The sequence below is a fragment of the Streptomyces sp. Y2F8-2 genome, from assembly GCF_014905555.1.
GTDB lineage: Bacteria > Actinomycetota > Actinomycetes > Streptomycetales > Streptomycetaceae > Streptomyces > Streptomyces cynarae.
This window is the reverse complement of record NZ_BNGS01000001.1, coordinates 557,020-575,632: the sequence shown is the minus strand read 5'-3', so window position 1 is coordinate 575,632 and position 18,613 is coordinate 557,020. Positions and strand designations below refer to the sequence as shown.

Here is an 18,613-nt window from a genome sequence, read left to right as displayed (position 1 = left end):
ACACGCAAAACTCACTATGTAATGCAGGATCGTTGAACGCAAGGGGGTGCGCATGACCGGAAGAGCTGGAAAGCCGGGCGCGTCGGCCGGCGCCGGAGATCTGCTCGAGCTGGTGCGCAGTGGCCGCGCCACGACCCGGGGCGCCCTGCAGCAGGCCACCGGCCTGTCCCGGGCCACGGTCGGCCAGCGCCTCGACCGGCTGTTCCGGGCCGGGTGGCTGCGCGAGGGCGCGGGCGGACCGGTCGACTCGCCGCTGGGCGGACGCCCCTCGATCACGCTCGAGTTCGACGACGCCCATGCCGTGGTGCTCGCCGCCGACCTCGACACCCGGCACGCCCGCGCGGCCGTCCTCACCCTGGCCGGGGAGATCCTGGCCGAGCACAGCGGCGTCCTGCTCCTGGAGGAGGGCCCGGACGCCGTCCTCGGTGAACTGGGCCGCTGGTTCGCCGGACTCCTCGACAAGGCGGCCCATCAGGCGCACGAGGTCTGCGGGATCGGCCTCGCGGTACCGGGGCCCGTCGACAGCGACACCGGCCTTGTCGTGCAGCCGCCGATCATGCCGGGCTGGGACGGCTACGACATAACGGGGCGCCTCGCCCGCGCCTTCACCGAGCATGCGCGCGGCGCCGCCGACGTCCCCGTCCTGGTCGACAACGACGCGAACCTGATGGCGTACGGCGAGCAGCGCACCGCGCACCCGGACTGCCGGGCGTTCGTGCTGGTCAAGGTCTCCACCGGTATCGGCGCGGGTGTGGTCGTGGACGGCCGGATCTACCGCGGCATCGACGGGGGCGCCGGCGACATCGGGCACATCCGCGTCCCCGAGGGCGCCGACGCGCTGTGCCGCTGCGGGTCCTACGGCTGCCTGGCCGCCGTCGCGAGCGGCGGTGCCGTGGCGCGCCGGCTGGATCGGGCGGGAGTGCCGGCCGCCTCCGGCTCGGACGTACGGGACCTGCTGGCCGCGGGGCACCCGGAGGCCGTTGCGCTCGCGCGGGAGGCCGGGCGGAGGGTCGGGGAGGTGCTGGCGACCGTGGTGACCCTGCTGAACCCGGGGGTGCTGATGATCGCGGGCGACCTCGCCGGGACGCCGTTCCTGACGGGTGTGCGGGAACTGCTGTACCAGCGGGCGCTGCCCCGCTCCACCGCGCATCTGGACGTGGTGGTCTCGCGGCTCGGCGAGCGGGCGGGGCTGGTGGGTGCGGGCGCGTTGGTCGTCGAGCACCTGTACGCACCGGAGCGGGTGGAGGAGCGGTTGAAGGCACTGGGTGTCTGAAGCCCCGCCCATGACCGGAGATCCCTCTCTCTTCTTGTCGGGTGCCTGACAGCTGCATTTCGGTCCGGATCGGCGTCCGCATGGTGAAATCGGGCGTCCTCGGTTAGCGTGATTCTCGCCACCCCTGATAGGGGTTGCGCTCAGATGAGCGGATCTTGGGCGGCTGCACTTCCTCAAGGGGTGGCACTGAGTGTCACCCCTTGATCGTTCATCGATCGAAAATCAGAAGTGTCGAGGCCCGCTCATCTGAGCATCAAACCCCCTCTACGGGCGTTGATGCCTTCAACAAGTGAAAACATCGCCCGGTCGCCACTTGCCAAGCCTTGACTTTCGATCCGGTGGCGGACGAGTGGTTACGGGCACATGGCGGGCAAGTGGACGTACCCAGACGCCTTTGATCTGGGTATGTTCCTCGCCGTCAGGGCAGCCACCGCGTCCTCGAGGAGTCGAGACCGTGTCGGAAAACAAAGATCGCCACGTAACAGAGAACGGCGTCGAGGGCATGAAGTTCGTTTACGACTTCACCGAAGGCAACAAGGACCTCAAGGACCTTCTCGGCGGCAAGGGCGCGAACCTCGCCGAGATGACCAACCTGGGCCTGCCGGTTCCTCCGGGCTTCACGATCACCACCGAGGCCTGCAAGGTCTACCTGGACAGCGGCGAGGAACCCCCGGCACTGCGTGACGAGGTGAGTGCGCACCTCGAGGCCCTCGAGAAGAAGATGGGCAAGAAGCTCGGCCAGCCCGACAACCCCCTGCTCGTCTCCGTCCGCTCCGGGGCCAAGTTCTCGATGCCGGGCATGATGGACACCGTCCTGAACATCGGGCTCTCCGACAAGTCCGTGCAGGGCCTGGCGAAGCAGGCCGGCGACGACCGCTTCGCGTGGGACTCCTACCGCCGGCTCATCCAGATGTTCGGCAAGACGGTCCTCGGCGTCGACGGCGAGCTCTTCGAGGACGCGCTGGAGGCGGCCAAGGAGGCCAAGAAGGTCGCCGACGACACCCAGCTCGACGCGGCCGACCTGAAGAAGCTGGTCACCAAGTTCAAGAAGATCGTCAAGGCCGAGGCCGGGCGCGACTTCCCGCAGGACCCGCGCGAGCAGATGGACCTCGCCATCAAGGCGGTCTTCGACTCCTGGAACGGCGACCGCGCCAAGCTCTACCGCCGTCAGGAGCGCATCCCGCACGACCTCGGCACCGCGGTCAACGTCTGCTCGATGGTCTTCGGCAACCTCGGCCCCGACTCCGGCACGGGCGTCGCCTTCACCCGGGACCCCGCCTCCGGCCACCAGGGCGTCTACGGCGACTACCTGCAGAACGCGCAGGGTGAGGACGTGGTCGCGGGCATCCGCAACACCGTCCCGCTCGCGGAGCTGGAGAACATCGACAAGAAGTCGTACGACCAGCTGCTGCAGATCATGGAGACGCTGGAGAACCACTACAAGGACCTCTGCGACATCGAGTTCACCATCGAGCGCGGCAAGCTGTGGATGCTGCAGACCCGCGTCGGCAAGCGCACGGCGGCCGCGGCCTTCCGCATCGCGACCCAGCTGGTGGACCAGGGCCTGATCGACGAGGCCGAGGCGCTGCAGCGGGTGACGGGCGCGCAGCTCGCGCAGCTGATGTTCCCCCGGTTCGACGAGAAGGCGAAGGTCCAGCAGGTCGCCCGCGGCATCGCGGCCTCGCCGGGCGCGGCGGTCGGCAAGGCGGTCTTCGACTCGTACACGGCGGTGAAGTGGTCCCGCTCCGGCGAGAAGGTCATCCTGGTCCGCCGCGAGACCAACCCCGACGACCTGGACGGCATGATCGCGGCCGAGGGCATCCTGACCTCCCGCGGCGGCAAGACCTCCCACGCGGCCGTCGTCGCACGCGGCATGGGCAAGACCTGTGTGTGCGGCGCCGAGGAGCTGGAGGTCGACACCAAGCGCCGCCGGATGACGGTCCCGGGCGGGCACGTCGTCGAGGAGGGCGACGTCATCTCCATCGACGGCTCGAGCGGAAAGGTCTACCTGGGCGAGGTCCCGGTGGTCCCGTCCCCGGTCGTGGAGTACTTCGAGGGCCGGATGCACGCGGGCGCCGACGACGCCGACGAACTGGTCGAGGCCGTGCACCGCATCATGGCCTTCGCCGACCGCAAGCGCCGCCTGCGGGTGCGCGCCAACGCCGACAACGCCGAGGACGCGCTGCGCGCACGCCGCTTCGGCGCCCAGGGCATCGGCCTGTGCCGCACCGAGCACATGTTCCTCGGAGACCGGCGTGAGCTGGTCGAGCGCCTGATCCTGGCGGACACGGAGGCGGAGCGCGAGGAGTCGCTCAAGCAGCTCCTGCCCCTGCAGAAGCAGGACTTCGTGGAACTGTTCGAGGCGATGGACGGCCTTCCGGTCACGATCCGCCTGCTGGACCCGCCGCTGCACGAGTTCCTGCCGGACATCACCGAGCTGTCGGTCCGCGTGGCCCTCGCCGAGTCCCGCCAGGAGCCGCACGAGAACGAGCTGCGCCTGCTCCAGGCCGTGCACCGGCTGCACGAGCAGAACCCGATGCTCGGCCTGCGCGGCGTACGTCTCGGCCTGGTCATCCCCGGCCTGTTCACCATGCAGGTCCGGGCGATCGCGGAGGCGGCGGCCGAGCGCAAGGCGGCCAAGGGCGACCCGCGCGCCGAGGTCATGATCCCGCTCGTCGGCACGGTCCAGGAGCTGGAGATCGTCCGCGAAGAGGCCGACAACGTCATCGCGGAGGTCGAGTCGGCGACGGGCACGGAGCTGAACCTCGCGATCGGCACGATGATCGAGCTGCCGCGGGCCGCGCTCACGGCGGGTCAGATCGCGGAGGCCGCCGAGTTCTTCTCCTTCGGCACCAACGACCTCACGCAGACGGTGTGGGGCTTCAGCCGGGACGACGTGGAGGCGAGCTTCTTCACGGCGTACCTGGAGAAGGGCATCTTCGGCGTCTCCCCGTTCGAGACGATCGACAAGGACGGCGTGGGCAAGCTGGTCCGCGACGCCGCGAAGGCGGGCCGCGCCACCCGCCCCGACCTCAAGCTCGGCGTGTGCGGCGAGCACGGCGGTGACCCGGAGTCGGTGCACTTCTTCCACGAGGTGGGCCTGGACTACGTCTCCTGCTCCCCGTTCCGCATCCCCGTGGCCCGCCTGGAGGCCGGCCGGGCGGCGTCGCAGTCGCAGGGAAGCGACCACCGGTAGGTCCTCTGGCGGACCTTCACCGAACGCCGGAATCGCTGCCGGTCACCCCGACCCTCACCGACACGGCAGCGTTCCGGAGCACCACAGAGAGGGCGGCACCCCTGTGCGGGGGGTGCCGCCCTCTCGCGTCAGTAAAGGAAACGGTGCAGTGGAGCGGACTCGGTCAGCAGCATGGTGACCCGGTGGGCGAGCCGCTGCCACGCCTCCTCCTGTACGTGGGAGAGCCGCACATCCTCGTCGCCGGCCGCCGTCTGCAACGTCGTGAAGAGGACATCGGTGTCGGCGTCGGGCGCGAGGTCCACCATCGACAGCACACGCGCCAACGCACCGACCAGGCCGACCGCGGACTCGCCCTCGGCGGACACGTCGCCGAGGAACGCGGCGACGCCGCCCGACGGCTGCGGCGATGCGACGAGGGCCCCGGACAGCTCACGCAGCAGTGCGTACAACAGGTCCGTCTCTTCGGCGGGCAGCTGGACGACGCGCAGACCCTCGTGCTCCCAGCGGCCGTTCGGCGTCCACACCCGCGGTCCGCGGGCCACCGCTTCGGCCAGTGCCGCCCGGATGTGCCGGAAGGCGGCGAGCCCGTCCGCGAACAACGCGTGATCACACCCCTCACGGGGAGCCTTGACCAGGGGAACCAGCAAGCGCTGCTCCACCCGATCGCATTGAGCGTCCAGTTCCGGATCCACGACGACGAGGCGAACTGACGTGCGCTGCTGGTGCTCCTGCTCCATGTCGAACACTCTGCCAGTCGGCTCTGACAACGGTCGTGGGGCGTCCCGAGCCCCGTCTCACACCGCGCCCCCGCCCCGCCCCCGGAACCCTCACACCCACCCCCCGCCCCTGCTGAGGGCAGCGTTCCCCGTGGGAAACAGTCGTGATGCGGCCGGGTAACGTCGGCACCGCACGCTCGACACATGACCTCGAATACGCGTGTGGTGGTGATCGGCGCCGGGCTCGCGGGCGTCCGACTCGCCCGGCGGCTCGGCGAGCTAGGTGTGCCCGCCCTGGTCGTCGGCGAGGAGGAGCACCCCCCGTACAACCGTGTGCTGCTCGCCGACGTGCTGGCCGGCCGCTACGCGCCCGAGGTGATCTCCCTCCCGGCCCCCGAGCGCCTCGTCCGCGCCCGGGTCACCCGGATCGACCGGGCGGCCCGCGAGATCCACTGCTCGGACGGTGCGGTGATCGCATACGACACGCTCGTCCTCGCCACCGGTTCGAACCCCGTCCTGCCGCCCCTGCGCGGTCTGCTCACCCCCGACCGGCCCGAGCTGCCCGAGGGCGTCCACGCGTTCCGCACCATGGACGACTGCCTGGGCCTCGCCAAGGCTGTCCGCCCGGGTGCGCGCGCCGTCGTCATCGGCGGCGGGCTCCTCGGCGTCTCCGCCGCCCGCGCGCTCGCCGCCCGCGGCGCCCAGGTCGTCCTGGCCCAGCAGGCCGAGCGCCTGATGGAACGCCAGCTCGACCCGTCGGCGTCCAAGCTGGTGCGCCGCCACCTCACCGGCCTCGGCGTCGAGGTCCACACCGAGACCCGGGTGCGCGGCGTGCGCACCCTCGGCGGCGCCGTCCGCACCGTGGAGATGGCCGACGGCTACGCCCTCGACACCGACCTCGTCATCCTGGCCTGCGGCGTCCACCCCCGGGTGGGCCTCGCCCAGGACGCGGGCCTCGCCGTCCACAAGGGCATCCTCGTCGACGACGAACTGCGCACCTCCGACCCGCACATCCGGGCCATCGGCGACTGCGCCCAGCACGACGGCACGGTGTACGGGCTCGCCACCCCGGCTCTCGAACAGGCCGAGGCGCTGGCGGAGTCGCTGGCCGGAGACCCGAACTCCCGCTACACCGGCACCCGCTCCCTGACCCGGCTCACCCTCGCCGGGCACGACTTCCTCGACCTCGCCGCCTTCGGCGAGACCGAACCCCGCCCCGGCGACGACGTCGTTCAGCTCACCGACGCCACCCGCGGCACCTACCGGAAGGTCGTCGTCCGCGACGACCGCCTGGTCGGCGGCGTACTCGTCGGCGAACTCGGCACCGTCGGCGCGCTCGCCCGCGCCTGGGAGGGAGCAGAGCCGCTCCCCACGGACGGTGCCCCGCTGCTCCACCTGCTCACCAACGATGGAGGCTCCTGATGTCCACGGACACCACCCCCACGATCGTGCTCGTCGGCCATGGCATGGTCGGCCAGCGCTTCCTCGAAGCGCTCGCCGAGCGCGGCCTGACCGCCACGCACCGGGTGGTCGTGCTGTGCGAGGAGCCTCGCCCCGCCTACGACCGCGTGCAGCTCACCTCGTACTTCTCGGGCACCACGCCCGACGAGCTGTCCATGACCGACATGGAGTTCATCGCCACGCACGGCATCGAGCTGCACATCGGCGACCCGGCCGAGACCATCGACCGGGAGGCGAGGACGGTCACCGCCCGCTCCGGGCTGACGGTCGCGTACGACACGCTCGTCCTCGCCACCGGCTCCTACCCCTTCGTCCCGCCGGTCCCCGGCAAGGACGCCGAGGGCTGTTTCGTCTACCGCACCATCGAGGATCTGCTGGCCATCGAGGAGTACGCCAAGACGAAGGCGACCACGGGCGCGGTGGTCGGCGGCGGTCTGCTCGGTCTCGAAGCGGCCGGCGCGCTCAAGGGCCTCGGCCTGAACACGCACATCGTGGAGTTCGCGCCGCGTCTGATGCCCGTGCAGGTCGACGAGGGCGGCGGCGCCGCGCTGCTGCGCACCATCGAGGACATGGGCCTGAGCGTGCACACCGGCACGGGCACCCAGGAGATCGTCGTCGGTGAGGACGGCTCCGTCACCGGCATGAAGCTCTCCGACGGCTCCGAACTCGCCACCGACATGGTGGTGTTCTCGGCCGGTGTCCGCCCCCGTGACCAGCTGGCCCGTGACTGCGGTCTGACGGTGGGCGAGCGCGGCGGTATCACCGTCGACGAGCAGTGCCGCACGGTCACCGACCCGCACGTGTTCGCGATCGGCGAGTGCGCGCTCGCGGCGGACGGCCGGGTGTACGGCCTGGTCGCGCCCGGTTACGAGCAGGCCGAGACGGCGGCCGCGACGATCGCCGCCCACGAGACCGACCAGTTGACGTTCACCGGCGCCGACCTGTCCACCAAGCTGAAGCTGCTCGGCGTCGACGTGGCCTCCTTCGGCGACGCGCACGGCACCACCGAGGACTGCCTCGACGTCGTCTACTCCGACTCGCGCTCGGGTCTGTACAAGAAGCTGGTCATCGGCCGCGACGGCACGCTGCTCGGCGGCATCCTGGTCGGCGACGCGGAGGCGTACGGCACGCTGAAGGCCTTCACCGGTTCCATCCCGCCCGTCTCGCCCGAGTCGCTGGTGCTGCCCGCCGGCGCCGGGGAGTCCGCCCAGCTCGGCCCGACCGCGCTGCCGGACGACGCGATCATCTGCTCCTGCAACAACGTCACCAAGGGCACGATCCGCGGCGCGGTCACCGAGCACAAGTGCACCACCGTGCCCGAGGTGAAGAAGTGCACCAAGGCCGGCACGACGTGCGGAAGCTGTGTCAAGGTGCTGGGCCAGCTGGTCGACGCCGAGCTCGAGGCGAGCGGCGTCGAGGTCGACAAGGGCCTGTGCGGCTGCTTCTCGCAGACCCGCGAGGAGCTGTACGAGATCGTCCTCGCCCTGCGCATCAACTCCTACCAGGACCTGCTCGACCGCTACGGCCGCGAGGGCGCCCGCGGCGGCGACGGCTGCGAGACCTGCAAGCCGGCCGTCGCCTCGATCATCGCCTCGCTCGCCCCGACGATCGGCGCGAGCGGTTACGTCCTGGACGGCGAGCAGGCCGCGCTGCAGGACAGCAACGACCACTTCCTGGCCAACCTGCAGAAGAACGGCTCCTACTCGGTCGTGCCGCGCATCCCCGGCGGTGAGATCACCCCGGAGAAGCTGATCGTGATCGGCGAGATCGCCCGGGACTTCGGCCTCTACACGAAGATCACCGGCGGTCAGCGGATCGACCTGTTCGGCGCGCGCGTCGAGCAGCTCCCGCTGATCTGGGCCCGGCTGGTCGACGCCGGCTTCGAGTCCGGCCACGCCTACGGCAAGGCGCTGCGCACCGTGAAGTCCTGCGTGGGCTCCACCTGGTGCCGCTACGGCGTCCAGGACTCCGTCCGCATGGCGATCGACCTGGAGCTGCGCTACCGGGGCCTGCGCTCCCCGCACAAGCTGAAGTCGGCCGTCTCCGGGTGCGCCCGCGAGTGCGCCGAGGCCCAGTCGAAGGACTTCGGCGTGATCGCCACCGCGGGCGGCTGGAACCTCTACGTCGGCGGCAACGGCGGCGCCACCCCGCGCCACGCGGACCTCCTCGCCCAGGACCTGTCCGACGCGGAGCTGATCCGCCTCATCGACCGGTTCCTGATGTTCTACATCCGTACCGCCGACCGCCTGGAACGCACCAGCGTGTGGCTGGAGCGGATCCCCGGCGGCCTGGACCACGTGCGCGACGTGGTCGTCCACGACTCGCTCGGCATCTGCGACGAGCTGGAGGCCCTGATGGCCGCGCACGTCGCGAACTACCGCGACGAGTGGGCCGAGACCATCAACGACCCCGAGAAGCTCGCCCGGTTCGTGTCCTTCGTCAACGCGCCGGACACCCCCGACCCGGTCGTCGGCTTCGTCCCCGAGCGCGACCAGATCAAGCCCGACCTGCCGCTGCTCACCATCGGCACGCGACCCCTGGAAGGAAGCGCCCAGCGATGACCCTGGCACTCGAGACCACCGACCTGAAGATCGAGCTCCGGATCGACGAGGACACCTGGTTCCCCGTCTGCGACATGAGCACGCTGACCCCGGGCCGCGGCGTGGCGGCACTGCTGCCGGACGGCCGCCAGGTTGCGCTCTTCCGGGACCGCTCTGGCCGGCTGTACGGCATCGACAACCGGGACCCCTTCGGCGGCGCCGCGGTCCTCTCCCGGGGGCTGACCGGCACCCACCAGGGCCGCCCCTTCGTCGCCTCGCCGCTGCTCAAGCAGCGCTTCGACCTGGAGACCGGCCAGTGCCTGGACGACGAGACGGTCCGGGTGGCGGCGTACGAGGTGCGGGCCGCCTGAGGACGGCGCCGAGGACCCCTCCCTTAAGTCCGCCGCCGGGCCGGTCACAGGCCCGGCTGCGGGGCCGTCGGCAACCCTCGGAAGACCCTCGTGCAACCTCAGAAGACCCTCATATGGATGGACGGGCCACCGATCCCGTCCCTAGGGTCACGATCATGCCCGACATTTCGCTGACCTTGGTGGCCGCCCTGTGCCTCGCCGCGCTCGCGGCCGGCTGGATCGACGCCGTGGTCGGAGGTGGCGGGCTGCTGCTGCTTCCCGTACTGCTGCTGGGGCTGCCCGCCGGCACCCCGGCGTCGTACGCGCTCGGCACCAACAAGGCCGTCGCGATCGTCGGGACGACGGGGGCGGCCGTGACGTACGCGCGCCGGACACCGGTCGACGTGGGCACGGCCGTACGGATCGGGCTCGCGGCGCTCGCCGGGTCCACGGCCGGGGCGTTCGTGGCCGCCGGGCTGAGCACCGACGTCCTCAAGCCGGTCGTCATGGTGGTGCTGCTCGGCGTCGGCGCCTTCGTGATCCTGCGCCCCGCCTTCGGCACCGCCCCCTCCACCGGGCCGGTCTCCGCACGCCGGGTGCTCGCCGCGATCGGGCTCGCGGGCCTCGGCATCGGCTTCTACGACGGCCTCATCGGCCCCGGCACCGGCACCTTCCTCGTCCTGGCGCTCACCGCGGTGCTGCACCTGGACCTGGTGACCGCCTCCGCCACCGCGAAGATCGTCAACTGCTGCACCAACGCGGGCGCGCTCGCCACGTTCGGGTGGAAGGGCACGGTGTTCTGGCAGCTGGCGGTGCTGATGGCCGGCTTCAACCTGGCCGGCGGCATGATCGGGGCGCGGACGGCACTGAAGCGGGGCAGCGGGTTCGTGCGGATCGTGCTGCTGACGGTGGTGTTCGCCCTGGTCGCGAACCTGGCGTACGAGCAGTGGCCGGCCTGAGCGAGCGGTGGGTGCCGCAGCCGTCCCGGGCGGTTCAGCGGCTGCCCGTCAGGTGGGCGAAGACGACCACGTTGCCCTGGTAGCCCGTTGTCTTCGAGTAGCCGCCGCCGCAGGTGATCACCCGTAGCTCGGGGCGCCCCGCCGCGCCGTACACCTTGTCGTCGGGGAAGTTCCGCGCGGCGTAGACCTCGACCGCGTCCACGGTGAACAGGGCGGTCGAGCCGTCGCGGCGGCCGATCTCGATCGTGCTGCCCTTGCTCAGGGCGCCCAGGTCGTAGAAGACCGCCGGGCCCCGGGTGTTGTCGACGTGCCCGGCGACGATCGCGGTGCCGGTCTCGCCGGGCATGGTGCCGGCCTCGTACCAGCCGGCGAGGTTCTTGTCGTCGGCGGGCGGGACGTCCAGGCTGCCCGCGCTGGTCAGCCTCAGGCCCATCAGCGGGGCGTCCACGTGGATCGAGGGTATGCGGATGCGGTCGGGCGGGGAGGGCGGCAGCGCGGGCGCGGCGGAGCCCTCACGGTCCGGCTCCACGGCGCCCTGGGCGGCCGAGGGTTGAGGGGGAGCGTCGCTCCGGTAGGCGCTGTGCAGCAGCCAGGCGCCGGAGCAGAGGGAGACCGCCGTGACGGACGCTATCGCGGCGTTACCGACCTTGTGCACACGAAGCTCCTTCCGGGAAGGCGGGGCCCCGGACCCCCTCCGGGCCGCGAGGGGCAGTCGGACCCGGAGGGGGACGGGGACGGCGGTACCGGCGACGGACAGCGGAGGTGTCCGTCAGATCCCGTCGCCTCTCATTCGGCGATGCAGGAGCCAGGTACCGCCCGCGGCGGCGACGGCGAGCGCCGTCACACCGGCCGCGGTCCGCACGGGGTCGGGGCCGAGTGCACCGCCGACCCCCGTCTTCACGCTTCCTCGCGGACGCGTCTGATCCTTGGCCGCGCTGAGGGTGACCGTCAGGTCGCCGGTCACCCTGGCCCGCCGGCCTCCGGAGCACGTGGCGACGATCTCGTACGTCCCCGGCTGCGCGCTGGGCGGCACCCGGAACCGGCCGATCACGTCCTGCTCGTGCGTGCTGGGCGCGAGCGTGAACGTGCCGCCGCCGACCGCGGTGGCGTCGCCCGCCGCGGAGCCGTCCGCGCCGCACGCCGCCGTGTTGACGGTGACCACGCTCCCGGGCACGGCCATGGAGGGGAAGACCTCCAGCCTCCCGGTCTCACCGCCGTACGCGGGCGCGGCGGCGAGTCCCGCGGCGGCCAGGGCGAGCGCGGTGCCGGTCAGCGAGCGGGCCGTACGTCGCATCGTGGTGCTCCTCGGGCGGGACACGGCCCGCGGCCTCACCGGCGTGCCGCTGTGTCGGTCGTGTCCTCGCACTGTCGAGGAAAAGGGCAGCGGAGCGCGGCCGCTCGCTGACGGTGTGTCAGGAATGCGGTGAACGGGTGCCCGCCGAAGTCGTCGGCGGCGACGTTTTGGCAGGTCAGCGGCGCGGGGGCGGCGAGTGAGGGAAGAACACCCCAGGGTGAACGGGGGTGGTGAACAGGCACTGGTGAACGGGTGACCGGTCGTCAGGCGCCGGATGCCGTCCGCTGCGCCGCCAGGAAGCCCCGGTCCGCCAGCGCCTCGGTCACCGCCCGGTGCCCCACCGCCGCCAGGACAGGATTGGTCTCCCGGTAGTAGTGCTCCGCCATCAGGCCGAAGCACAGGGCCCAACCCCGGCCCCGGGCCCAGGTCGCGTCGTCCACGGCGGCCGCCTCGCGGAACCGGTCTCGGGTGCCGTGGGTGAAGACCGCCCACGCGGCCAGGGTGTCGGCCGCCGGGTCGCCCACGCCCAGGCCCCCGAAGTCGATCACCGCGGTGAGCCGGCCCGCGGTCGTGAGCAGGTTCCCGGGCAGCAGGTCCCCGTGCAGCCAGACCGGATCGCCCTCCCACTGCGGGAGCCGGACGACCTCCTCCCACAGTGCCGTCGCCGCGGCGGCGTCCACCGTGCCGTCCGCGCCCAGGTCGCGGATGGCCGCACGGACGTACGCGTCGTTCGCCGCCACCGGGCCGCCCCGCCAGGACATCGGGCCGCCGCTCGCGTCGACCCGCCGCAAGGCCACCACGAAACGACCCAACTCCACGGCTGCGTCGCCGAGTTCGGTGATCGGGTCGTCGTACGCGTTCCCGCCGTCCAGCCAGCGCAGCACCGACCACGGATGCGCGTACCCGGGTGCCGGGGCGCCCCTGCCGAGCGGCACCGGGACGGTCAGCGGCAGATGCGGGGCCAGCAGCGGCAGCCAGCGCTGCTCCTTGTCCACCTGCCGCGCCCCGCCGGGCCGCCGGGGCAGCCGTACGACCATGTCGTCGCCCAGCCGGTACATGGCGTTGTCCGTCCCGGCCGACGGCACCTCGGTGACCGGCAGCCCGGCCCACCGAGGGAACTGCCCGGCGACCAGCCGGCGCACCAGCGCGGTGTCCACGTCCAGTTCGTCGGCGTGCATCTTCGCGGCGGGCATCGGTCTCCAGCGGAAGTACGGCGGTCGGGTGCCGCAGCGTAGGCAGGGCGGCACCCGGCCCGCCACCGTATTTCCCTCAGCCGACGTTCACGGCGCTCCAGGCCGCCGCCACGGCGTTGTACTCCGTGCTCCCCGCCCCGTAGAGGTCCTTCGCCGCGTTCAGCGTCGCCGTGCGGGCGCCCGCGTAGTTCGTGGAGGACGTCATGTAGACGGTGAGCGCCCGGTACCAGATCTTGCCGAGCTTGTCCCGGCCGATGCCCGTCACCGTGGAGCCGTTGCAGGTGGGGGAGTCGTAGGCGACGCCGTTGAGGGTCTTGGCGCCGCTGCCCTCCGCGAGCAGGTACGCGAAGTGGTTCGCGACGCCGGACGAGTAGTGCACGTCCAGGTTGCCCACCGAACTGCTCCAGCAGTCGGCCGAGTTGACGTCCTTGGACGGCTTGTCCATGTAGCGCAGCGCCGACTTGCCGAAGCCCGAGCGGACGATCTTCTCGCCGATCAGGTAGTCACCGGGGTCGGAGGCGTTGTTCGCGTACCACTCCACCAGCGTTCCGAAGATGTCGGAGGTGGCCTCGTTCAGCCCGCCCGACTCCCCGGAGTACGCCAGCGCCGCCGTCTTGGACGTCACGCCGTGCGTCATCTCGTGCCCGGCCACGTCCAGCGCCACCAGCGGCCCGAGCGCCGTGCCGTCACCGTCGCCGTACGTCATGCAGAAGCAGTTGTCGTCCCAGAAGGCGTTGTTGTAGTTCGTGCCGTAGTGGACGCGGTTGTAGGAGCCCTTGCCGTCGCCCGCGATGCCGCTGCGGCCGTGCACGTTCTTGTAGTAGTCCCAGGTCACGTCGGTGCCGTACTGCGCGTCCACCGCCGCGGAGGAGCGGTCCGACACCGTGCCCGAACCCCAGTGGTTGTCGGAGTCGGTGAAGAGGGTGGCGGGGGCGCGGCTGACGCAGATGGTGGTGAGGAAGCACAGGTCGGTCTTGTTCTCGGCGTCGCCCGTGTACGTGCCGCCCCGCGTGGGGTCCTTGAGCTGGTACGCCGACCCGGACTGCGTCGTCTCAAGCGGAACCGTCCCGCTGTAGAGGGACTTGCCGTCACCGGTCGCCGTCTCGATGCTGTCCCAGGCGTCGATCTGCCGCCCGGTGCCGGCGTCCGTGACCACGGTGCGCGCGACCGGGTTGCCGAGCGTGTCCTGCCCGGTGACCTCGGTGCGCCAGGCCAGCCGGGGCGCGCCGTGCAGCGCGTCGACGACGAGCTGCGGCCTGGCGGTCAGGTGCTTGAGCAACTCCCCGGCGTTCGCGGCGCGCAGCGCGGCGGTGGCGAGGTCGGCGGCCTTGGGGGCCTTCACGGCCGGGGTGATGGTCGGCAGGGAGATGTCGCGCCTGGTGGCCCGGTCGGCGCTGCGGTACGACCCGTCGGGCGCCAGGTGGAGCACGAAGTCGCCGCCGACGACGGGCAGCTGACGAAAGGTCCGGTCATAACGCACATGCCGGCTGCCGTCCGGGTCCACGACGACGTCCCGTACGTTCGTGCCCTGCGCCGGTGTCAGGCCCAGGCGGGCGGCCTCGCGCACCAGCACCGCCGCGGCGTCGCGGATCACGGTGGACCGGCTGGGTCTGGCGGCCGCCTCGGCGGCGGGGGCCGGGGCGAGTGCGGCGGCCAGCAGGGCGGCGGCGGTCGCGGCGGTGCCGGCCGCGGTGAGACGGGAACCTCGGGCAGGCCGTATCCGGCTCATCGGTCTCCTAGGGAAGGCGCCCGGGGGCGCGTGGGGAGGGCAGGGGCGGGGAACCCCCTGGCGTCCCTCCGATTGAAGGGTCCAGGGCATGTCATGTCCATGGAGCAGCCGGGGAGATGTGTGAGGGGGAAGAATCGGTTCTGTGAGACTGCCGTTCTTCGTCTACGGGACGCTGCGCCCGGGCGAGCACAACCACGCCCTCTTCCTGCACGGCCGCACCGGCTCCGAGGAGCCGGGCCTGCTGCCGGGTGCGGTGCTGTACGAAGGGCCCGGCTACCCCTACGCGGTGGCGGACGCGGACGGCGGCACGGTCACGGGCGAGATCGTCACCGCCCGGCCCGAGGCGTACGACGGTCTCCTCGTCCTGCTGGACCGCCTGGAGGAATACGTGCCGGGTGATCCGCGCAGCCTCTACGAGCGGGTGCAGCGGGAGGTGACCGCCGCGGACGGCAGGACCGTACGGGCCTGGGTGTACCTGGCCGCCCCCGCCGTCGCGACCCGCCTGCGGCGGCGGGGCAGGCTGATCGAGAGCGGGGACTGGCTGAGCCGGCGGACTCGGGAAACGGGGTGAGCCCCGGCACAGGGTGCCGGGGCTCACGCGAGGTAACGGAGCCGACCGTCAGCCGAAGGCCTTGATCGTGTTCCAGTTCACCGACAGGACGACCCTCACCGCAGCGTTGGTGTTCGTCCGCGACGGGTGGTAGATCCGCGTGTAGCCGTCGGAGGCGAAGCGGGCCCAGATGTCGGGGATGCCGTCCTGGTTGACGTCCGGGATGCCGATGGCCGTCGGCACGCCGGCCTCGTCCCAGCCGGTGCCGTAGGACTCGTCCTTCCCGGTCAGCGAGTTGGCGGCCAGCTTCAGCGACTCGAGGTCGACGCTGCCGGTGACGGCACCCGGCTTGCCCTGGCGGTCGTACATGTTGCCGTTGTCCAGGTTGCGCCACAGCAGGTCGGGCGTGTTGTCGCCGCTGATGTCGGTGACGTTGACGATCTCCCGGCGGGCCCAGGCGGTGCCCTCCATCAAGGTCGCGGTCTGGAAGGTGGCACCGGTGTAGCCGGACAGGGTCCAGAAGGCGGTGCCGGCCCGCAGCACCAGGTCGGGCAGCTTGTCGCCGGTGATGTCGCCGACGGCCTTGATCTGGGTCCACGTCGAGGGCGCGGGGGCGTTCGACGGGAGGCGGACCTCCAGGCGCTGGGAGACGTCGTAGCTGCCGTAGCCGTCGCCGGGGTAGAGGTAGAAGTGCCCGTCGGGGGTGGCTGCGAACAGGTCGGTGGAGCCGTCGCCGGGGTAGGCGTCCTGGTAGTGCGTGATCAGGGCGGCCTTGCCGGTGGCCGGGTCGAACCAGTGGCCCTGTGGGTCGGCCTGCTGGTCCTTCGGCTTGGTGCTGTCGTAGGACCCGACCAGGCAGTTGTACAGGTCGCCGTCGTCGCCGCCGACGCAGTTGCGCAGGTTGCCGTTGGCGTCGACGATCAGCAGATCCGGCTTGGCGTCACCGCCGGTGTCCATGGGGCCGTCGGCGGTGTCCCGCGGCGGCACGTAGAAGGTGTAGTCGGTGCGCTGGCTGGCGTTGCCGGCGGCGTCGTAGGCGTACACCTGGAGCGTGTTCGGCCCGGCGTGCGCGGGGAACATCGGGTCGACGGTCGCGGTGCCGTTGGTGGCGTTCACGTAGACCGGGTTGTTGCCCTCGAAGGACCAGCGGAACTTCGTCGCGCCCTCGGAGGTGAAGGTCACCGCCCCATGGTCGCCGAACTTGACCGTGGACCAGGTCTGCCCGTCGGGCGTGGCCGCGGGGAAGTTGTCGCTGTCGACGGTGGGCTGCGGCGGGGCGCTGGCGTCGATGTTGAGCCGGCACGGGTCGGTGCCGGGAGGGAAGTACGAGGAGGTCAGGCCGCCGGAGTCCTCCGCGCGCACGTCCCACGAGTAGGTGGTCTTGTCCTCCAGCGGGAACGTGGCGGGCACGGTGTAGGTGGCGGTTCCGCTGGAGTTGGGAGTGACCAGCCAGCCGGACGGGACCGTGCCGCCGGTCTTCCAGAAGCGGAAGCGCAGCTTGCTGAGGTTGCCGTCGGCATCCTTGGCGTTGGCCGACAGCACGATGTTGGTCTTGCCGACGGTCACGCCCGAGCCGCCGACGGAGCAGGTACCGCCCGGCGTGGTCTTGCCACCGGTGGGCTCGGAGGGCGGCCGGTTGTAGACGACCTCGAGGGTGGCGCTGGTCGCCTGGAACTTGCGCCACGTCTGCACGTCCGACTCGCTGCTCGCGCGCATGCCGAAGGTGATGTTCGACCAGCCGCCCTCGGCGGCCTTCTGCGCGCCGGCCGTCACCGGGAACGCCTCGTAGTCGTCGGGGCAGGAGCTGGAGGACCAGCCGTGCGCGAAGGAGTGGTGGTCCAGCTGCGTGGACCAGCTCGGCTGCTTGTTCCAGGTGGTGCCCGACGAGATGGCCCCGGTCAGCCAGAACTGGAAGTCACGGGTGGTGCACGACCAGGAGTGGTTGTTGAGCACCTTGAAGGTGGCCTTGGAGACGTCCGCGCCCTCGATGCTGGTGTCGAACTTCATCCGCCAGAAGGAGCGGGCGGTGCCGCCGGTCTCGTTCTCGAAGCCGACGCGGGCGTCGGAGGTGCCGGAGGAGAAGTTGGTGCCGTCCCAGAAGCTCGAGTTCGGGTACGGCTTGTAGGCGACGGTCCAGGCGAGCCAGCCGCCGTTCATGGTCGGGTCGACGAACACCGGGAACTTCACGTCGGCGTTCGTGAACAGCCCGGCCTGCGCGGCGTGCAGGTCGAGGCGGGCGGTGCCGGTGCCGTCGCCGTCGAGCTCGACCGGCATGGGGGCGCTGTGCGCGCCGGGCTCGATGCCGCTCAGGCCGGACAGCTTCAGCACGTCGGTGGGGGTGTCGACCGAGGTGCGCGGGGTGCCCCTGCCCTCGTCGAGCTCGGGGTCGCGGCCGGCGGAGTCCCAGGCGAACGGGGTGGGGATGGAGCCGATTTCCTTGCCGGAGCGGTCCTGGACCAGGATGCGGCCGCTGCCGGCGTCGTGGTGGAAGACGGCCGTCTTGGAGCGCAGGCCGTAGGCCACGGTGGCCAGCGCCGGGGACTGCGCGGCCTCCTTGGTCTTGACGATCAGCAGCTGGGCGAAGCCGCCCTCGGCGCGGGCGACCAGCAGCAGGTCGACGCCGGGCAGCACCTCGGAGTACAGGGCGCGCGGGCCGTCGAGCACCGGCTCGGGCAGGGTGCCGGGCCAGGTGTAGGCGACGGTGTGGCCGTCGATGTCGACCTCGGCCAGCACGGTTTCCCGGCGGCCCGTCAAAGGCGCACGGACGAAGGAGCGGTCGGCGTGGGTGTCCTTGCTGCCGCTGGAGAAGCGGACGGGCCGCGCGGGGTTGACCGGCTGGATGCCGAGGCCGCGCGGGGCGTTCTTCACCCGCCGCAGGTGGTTGTCGATCGGCGCCCACTGGCCCGTGGCGGTCTTCGCCCGGGCCGGCGTGGCCGTGATGCTGGTGCGCAACTGGCCGTCCGGCTGGGCCCACGTCTGGGACGTGGCCGTGGTGGCCGTCTCGACGAGGACCGGCTTGTGGGTGCGGCGGGCCTCGGCCTGGGCGTCGGCCTCGTCGCGCGGGCCGGTGGCGGCCTGCCGGGCGCGGGTGGCCTCGGCCGCCTGGGGTGGTGAGGCGTCGTCGGGTTGCCACCAGGGCAACAGTGCGGCGGTCAGAGCGGCCAGGACGAGGCCGAGGGTGACAGCCAGCCTGGTGCGCGTGCGCACGAAGGGGCTGAGAAAACGAGGCGGCGCGGACACGGCGGCGGTCTACTCCCGTGTGGACCAGGCGGATACGGACAGCACGAACGGCCCCGGTCGGCGGGCCGCGGGGCAGAGTCGCGCACACGATCACACGAACGTCACGTCAGGT

Annotated in this window: 13 protein-coding genes; 7 read left to right on the top strand and 6 right to left on the bottom strand. The window is 71.6% G+C overall.

Annotated features, from left to right (window positions below):
- Positions 1–52: 52 nt before the first annotated feature.
- Positions 53–1,273 carry an ROK family protein gene (locus SY2F82_RS02585; RefSeq protein ID WP_200417259.1) on the top strand — a complete coding sequence of 407 codons (1,221 nt, stop codon included), beginning with the start codon at positions 53–55 and terminating at the stop codon, positions 1,271–1,273.
- Between the two features lie 502 nt (positions 1,274–1,775).
- Positions 1,776–4,469 (top strand): pyruvate, phosphate dikinase, encoded by a 2,694-nt coding sequence (gene ppdK / locus SY2F82_RS02580; RefSeq protein ID WP_200417258.1) that lies wholly within the window; start codon positions 1,776–1,778, stop codon positions 4,467–4,469.
- 128 nt (positions 4,470–4,597) lie between these two features.
- On the opposite strand, the gene SY2F82_RS02575 is transcribed toward ppdK, so the two are convergent.
- Positions 4,598–5,206 (bottom strand): hypothetical protein, encoded by a 609-nt coding sequence (locus tag SY2F82_RS02575; protein ID WP_200417257.1) that lies wholly within the window; start codon positions 5,204–5,206, stop codon positions 4,598–4,600.
- Between the two features lie 183 nt (positions 5,207–5,389).
- Here SY2F82_RS02575 and SY2F82_RS02570 point away from each other — a divergent pair, with 183 nt between their 5' ends.
- From SY2F82_RS02570 to SY2F82_RS02555, 4 genes are all read left to right on the top strand, one after another.
- Positions 5,390–6,607: an NAD(P)/FAD-dependent oxidoreductase gene (locus SY2F82_RS02570; RefSeq protein WP_200417256.1), complete on the top strand. Its 1,218-nt coding sequence runs from the start codon at positions 5,390–5,392 to the stop codon at positions 6,605–6,607.
- A complete protein-coding gene (gene nirB / locus SY2F82_RS02565) occupies positions 6,607–9,207 on the top strand; it encodes a nitrite reductase large subunit NirB (protein WP_200417255.1) in 2,601 nt (866 codons plus the stop codon). The genes SY2F82_RS02570 and nirB overlap by 1 nt, the downstream gene beginning before the upstream one ends.
- Complete coding sequence (gene nirD, locus SY2F82_RS02560; RefSeq protein ID WP_200417254.1) at positions 9,204–9,557, top strand: nitrite reductase small subunit NirD; 354 nt, start codon at positions 9,204–9,206, stop codon at positions 9,555–9,557. Before nirB ends, nirD begins: the two co-directional genes overlap by 4 nt.
- 155 nt (positions 9,558–9,712) lie before the next feature.
- Positions 9,713–10,495, top strand: a complete 783-nt coding sequence (locus SY2F82_RS02555) for a TSUP family transporter (protein WP_200417253.1) — start codon at positions 9,713–9,715, stop codon at positions 10,493–10,495.
- A gap of 34 nt (positions 10,496–10,529) precedes the next feature.
- Here SY2F82_RS02555 and SY2F82_RS02550 read toward each other — a convergent pair whose 3' ends face one another.
- From SY2F82_RS02550 to SY2F82_RS02535, 4 genes are all read right to left on the bottom strand, one after another.
- Complete coding sequence (locus SY2F82_RS02550; protein ID WP_200417252.1) at positions 10,530–11,150, bottom strand: class F sortase; 621 nt, start codon at positions 11,148–11,150, stop codon at positions 10,530–10,532.
- 114 nt (positions 11,151–11,264) lie between these two features.
- Entirely contained in the window at positions 11,265–11,789 is a 525-nt protein-coding gene (locus SY2F82_RS02545) for a hypothetical protein (protein WP_200417251.1), read from the bottom strand.
- 263 nt (positions 11,790–12,052) lie between these two features.
- Positions 12,053–12,982, bottom strand: coding sequence for an aminoglycoside phosphotransferase family protein (locus SY2F82_RS02540; protein ID WP_200417250.1), 930 nt, complete (start codon positions 12,980–12,982; stop codon positions 12,053–12,055).
- Between the two features lie 76 nt (positions 12,983–13,058).
- The gene (locus SY2F82_RS02535) at positions 13,059–14,711 is read right to left on the bottom strand and encodes a M4 family metallopeptidase (protein ID WP_200417249.1); all 1,653 of its coding nucleotides are present in this window, start codon (positions 14,709–14,711) and stop codon (positions 13,059–13,061) included.
- A gap of 142 nt (positions 14,712–14,853) precedes the next feature.
- Between SY2F82_RS02535 and SY2F82_RS02530 the strand changes: the two genes are divergently transcribed.
- A complete protein-coding gene (locus SY2F82_RS02530; RefSeq protein ID WP_200417248.1) occupies positions 14,854–15,282 on the top strand; it encodes a gamma-glutamylcyclotransferase family protein in 429 nt (142 codons plus the stop codon).
- Positions 15,283–15,330: 48 nt separating this feature from the next.
- Here the strand turns inward: SY2F82_RS02530 and SY2F82_RS02525 are convergent, their stop codons facing one another.
- Complete coding sequence (locus tag SY2F82_RS02525; RefSeq protein ID WP_200417247.1) at positions 15,331–18,501, bottom strand: DNRLRE domain-containing protein; 3,171 nt, start codon at positions 18,499–18,501, stop codon at positions 15,331–15,333.
- Positions 18,502–18,613 lie beyond the last annotated feature (112 nt).

Bases quoted from the DNA above. Each gene is read 5' to 3' on its own strand.
- SY2F82_RS02585 (WP_200417259.1), top strand. From the start codon at position 53: ATGACCGGAAGAGCTGGAAAGCCGGGCGCGTCGGCCGGCGCCGGAGAT.
- ppdK (WP_200417258.1), top strand. From the start codon at position 1,776: ATGAAGTTCGTTTACGACTTCACCGAAGGCAACAAGGACCTCAAGGAC.
- SY2F82_RS02575 (WP_200417257.1), bottom strand. From the start codon at position 5,206: ATGGAGCAGGAGCACCAGCAGCGCACGTCAGTTCGCCTCGTCGTCGTG.
- SY2F82_RS02570 (WP_200417256.1), top strand. From the start codon at position 5,390: ATGACCTCGAATACGCGTGTGGTGGTGATCGGCGCCGGGCTCGCGGGC.
- nirB (WP_200417255.1), top strand. From the start codon at position 6,607: ATGTCCACGGACACCACCCCCACGATCGTGCTCGTCGGCCATGGCATG.
- nirD (WP_200417254.1), top strand. From the start codon at position 9,204: ATGACCCTGGCACTCGAGACCACCGACCTGAAGATCGAGCTCCGGATC.
- SY2F82_RS02555 (WP_200417253.1), top strand. From the start codon at position 9,713: ATGCCCGACATTTCGCTGACCTTGGTGGCCGCCCTGTGCCTCGCCGCG.
- SY2F82_RS02545 (WP_200417251.1), bottom strand. From the start codon at position 11,789: ATGCGACGTACGGCCCGCTCGCTGACCGGCACCGCGCTCGCCCTGGCC.
- SY2F82_RS02540 (WP_200417250.1), bottom strand. From the start codon at position 12,982: ATGCCCGCCGCGAAGATGCACGCCGACGAACTGGACGTGGACACCGCG.
- SY2F82_RS02535 (WP_200417249.1), bottom strand. From the start codon at position 14,711: ATGAGCCGGATACGGCCTGCCCGAGGTTCCCGTCTCACCGCGGCCGGC.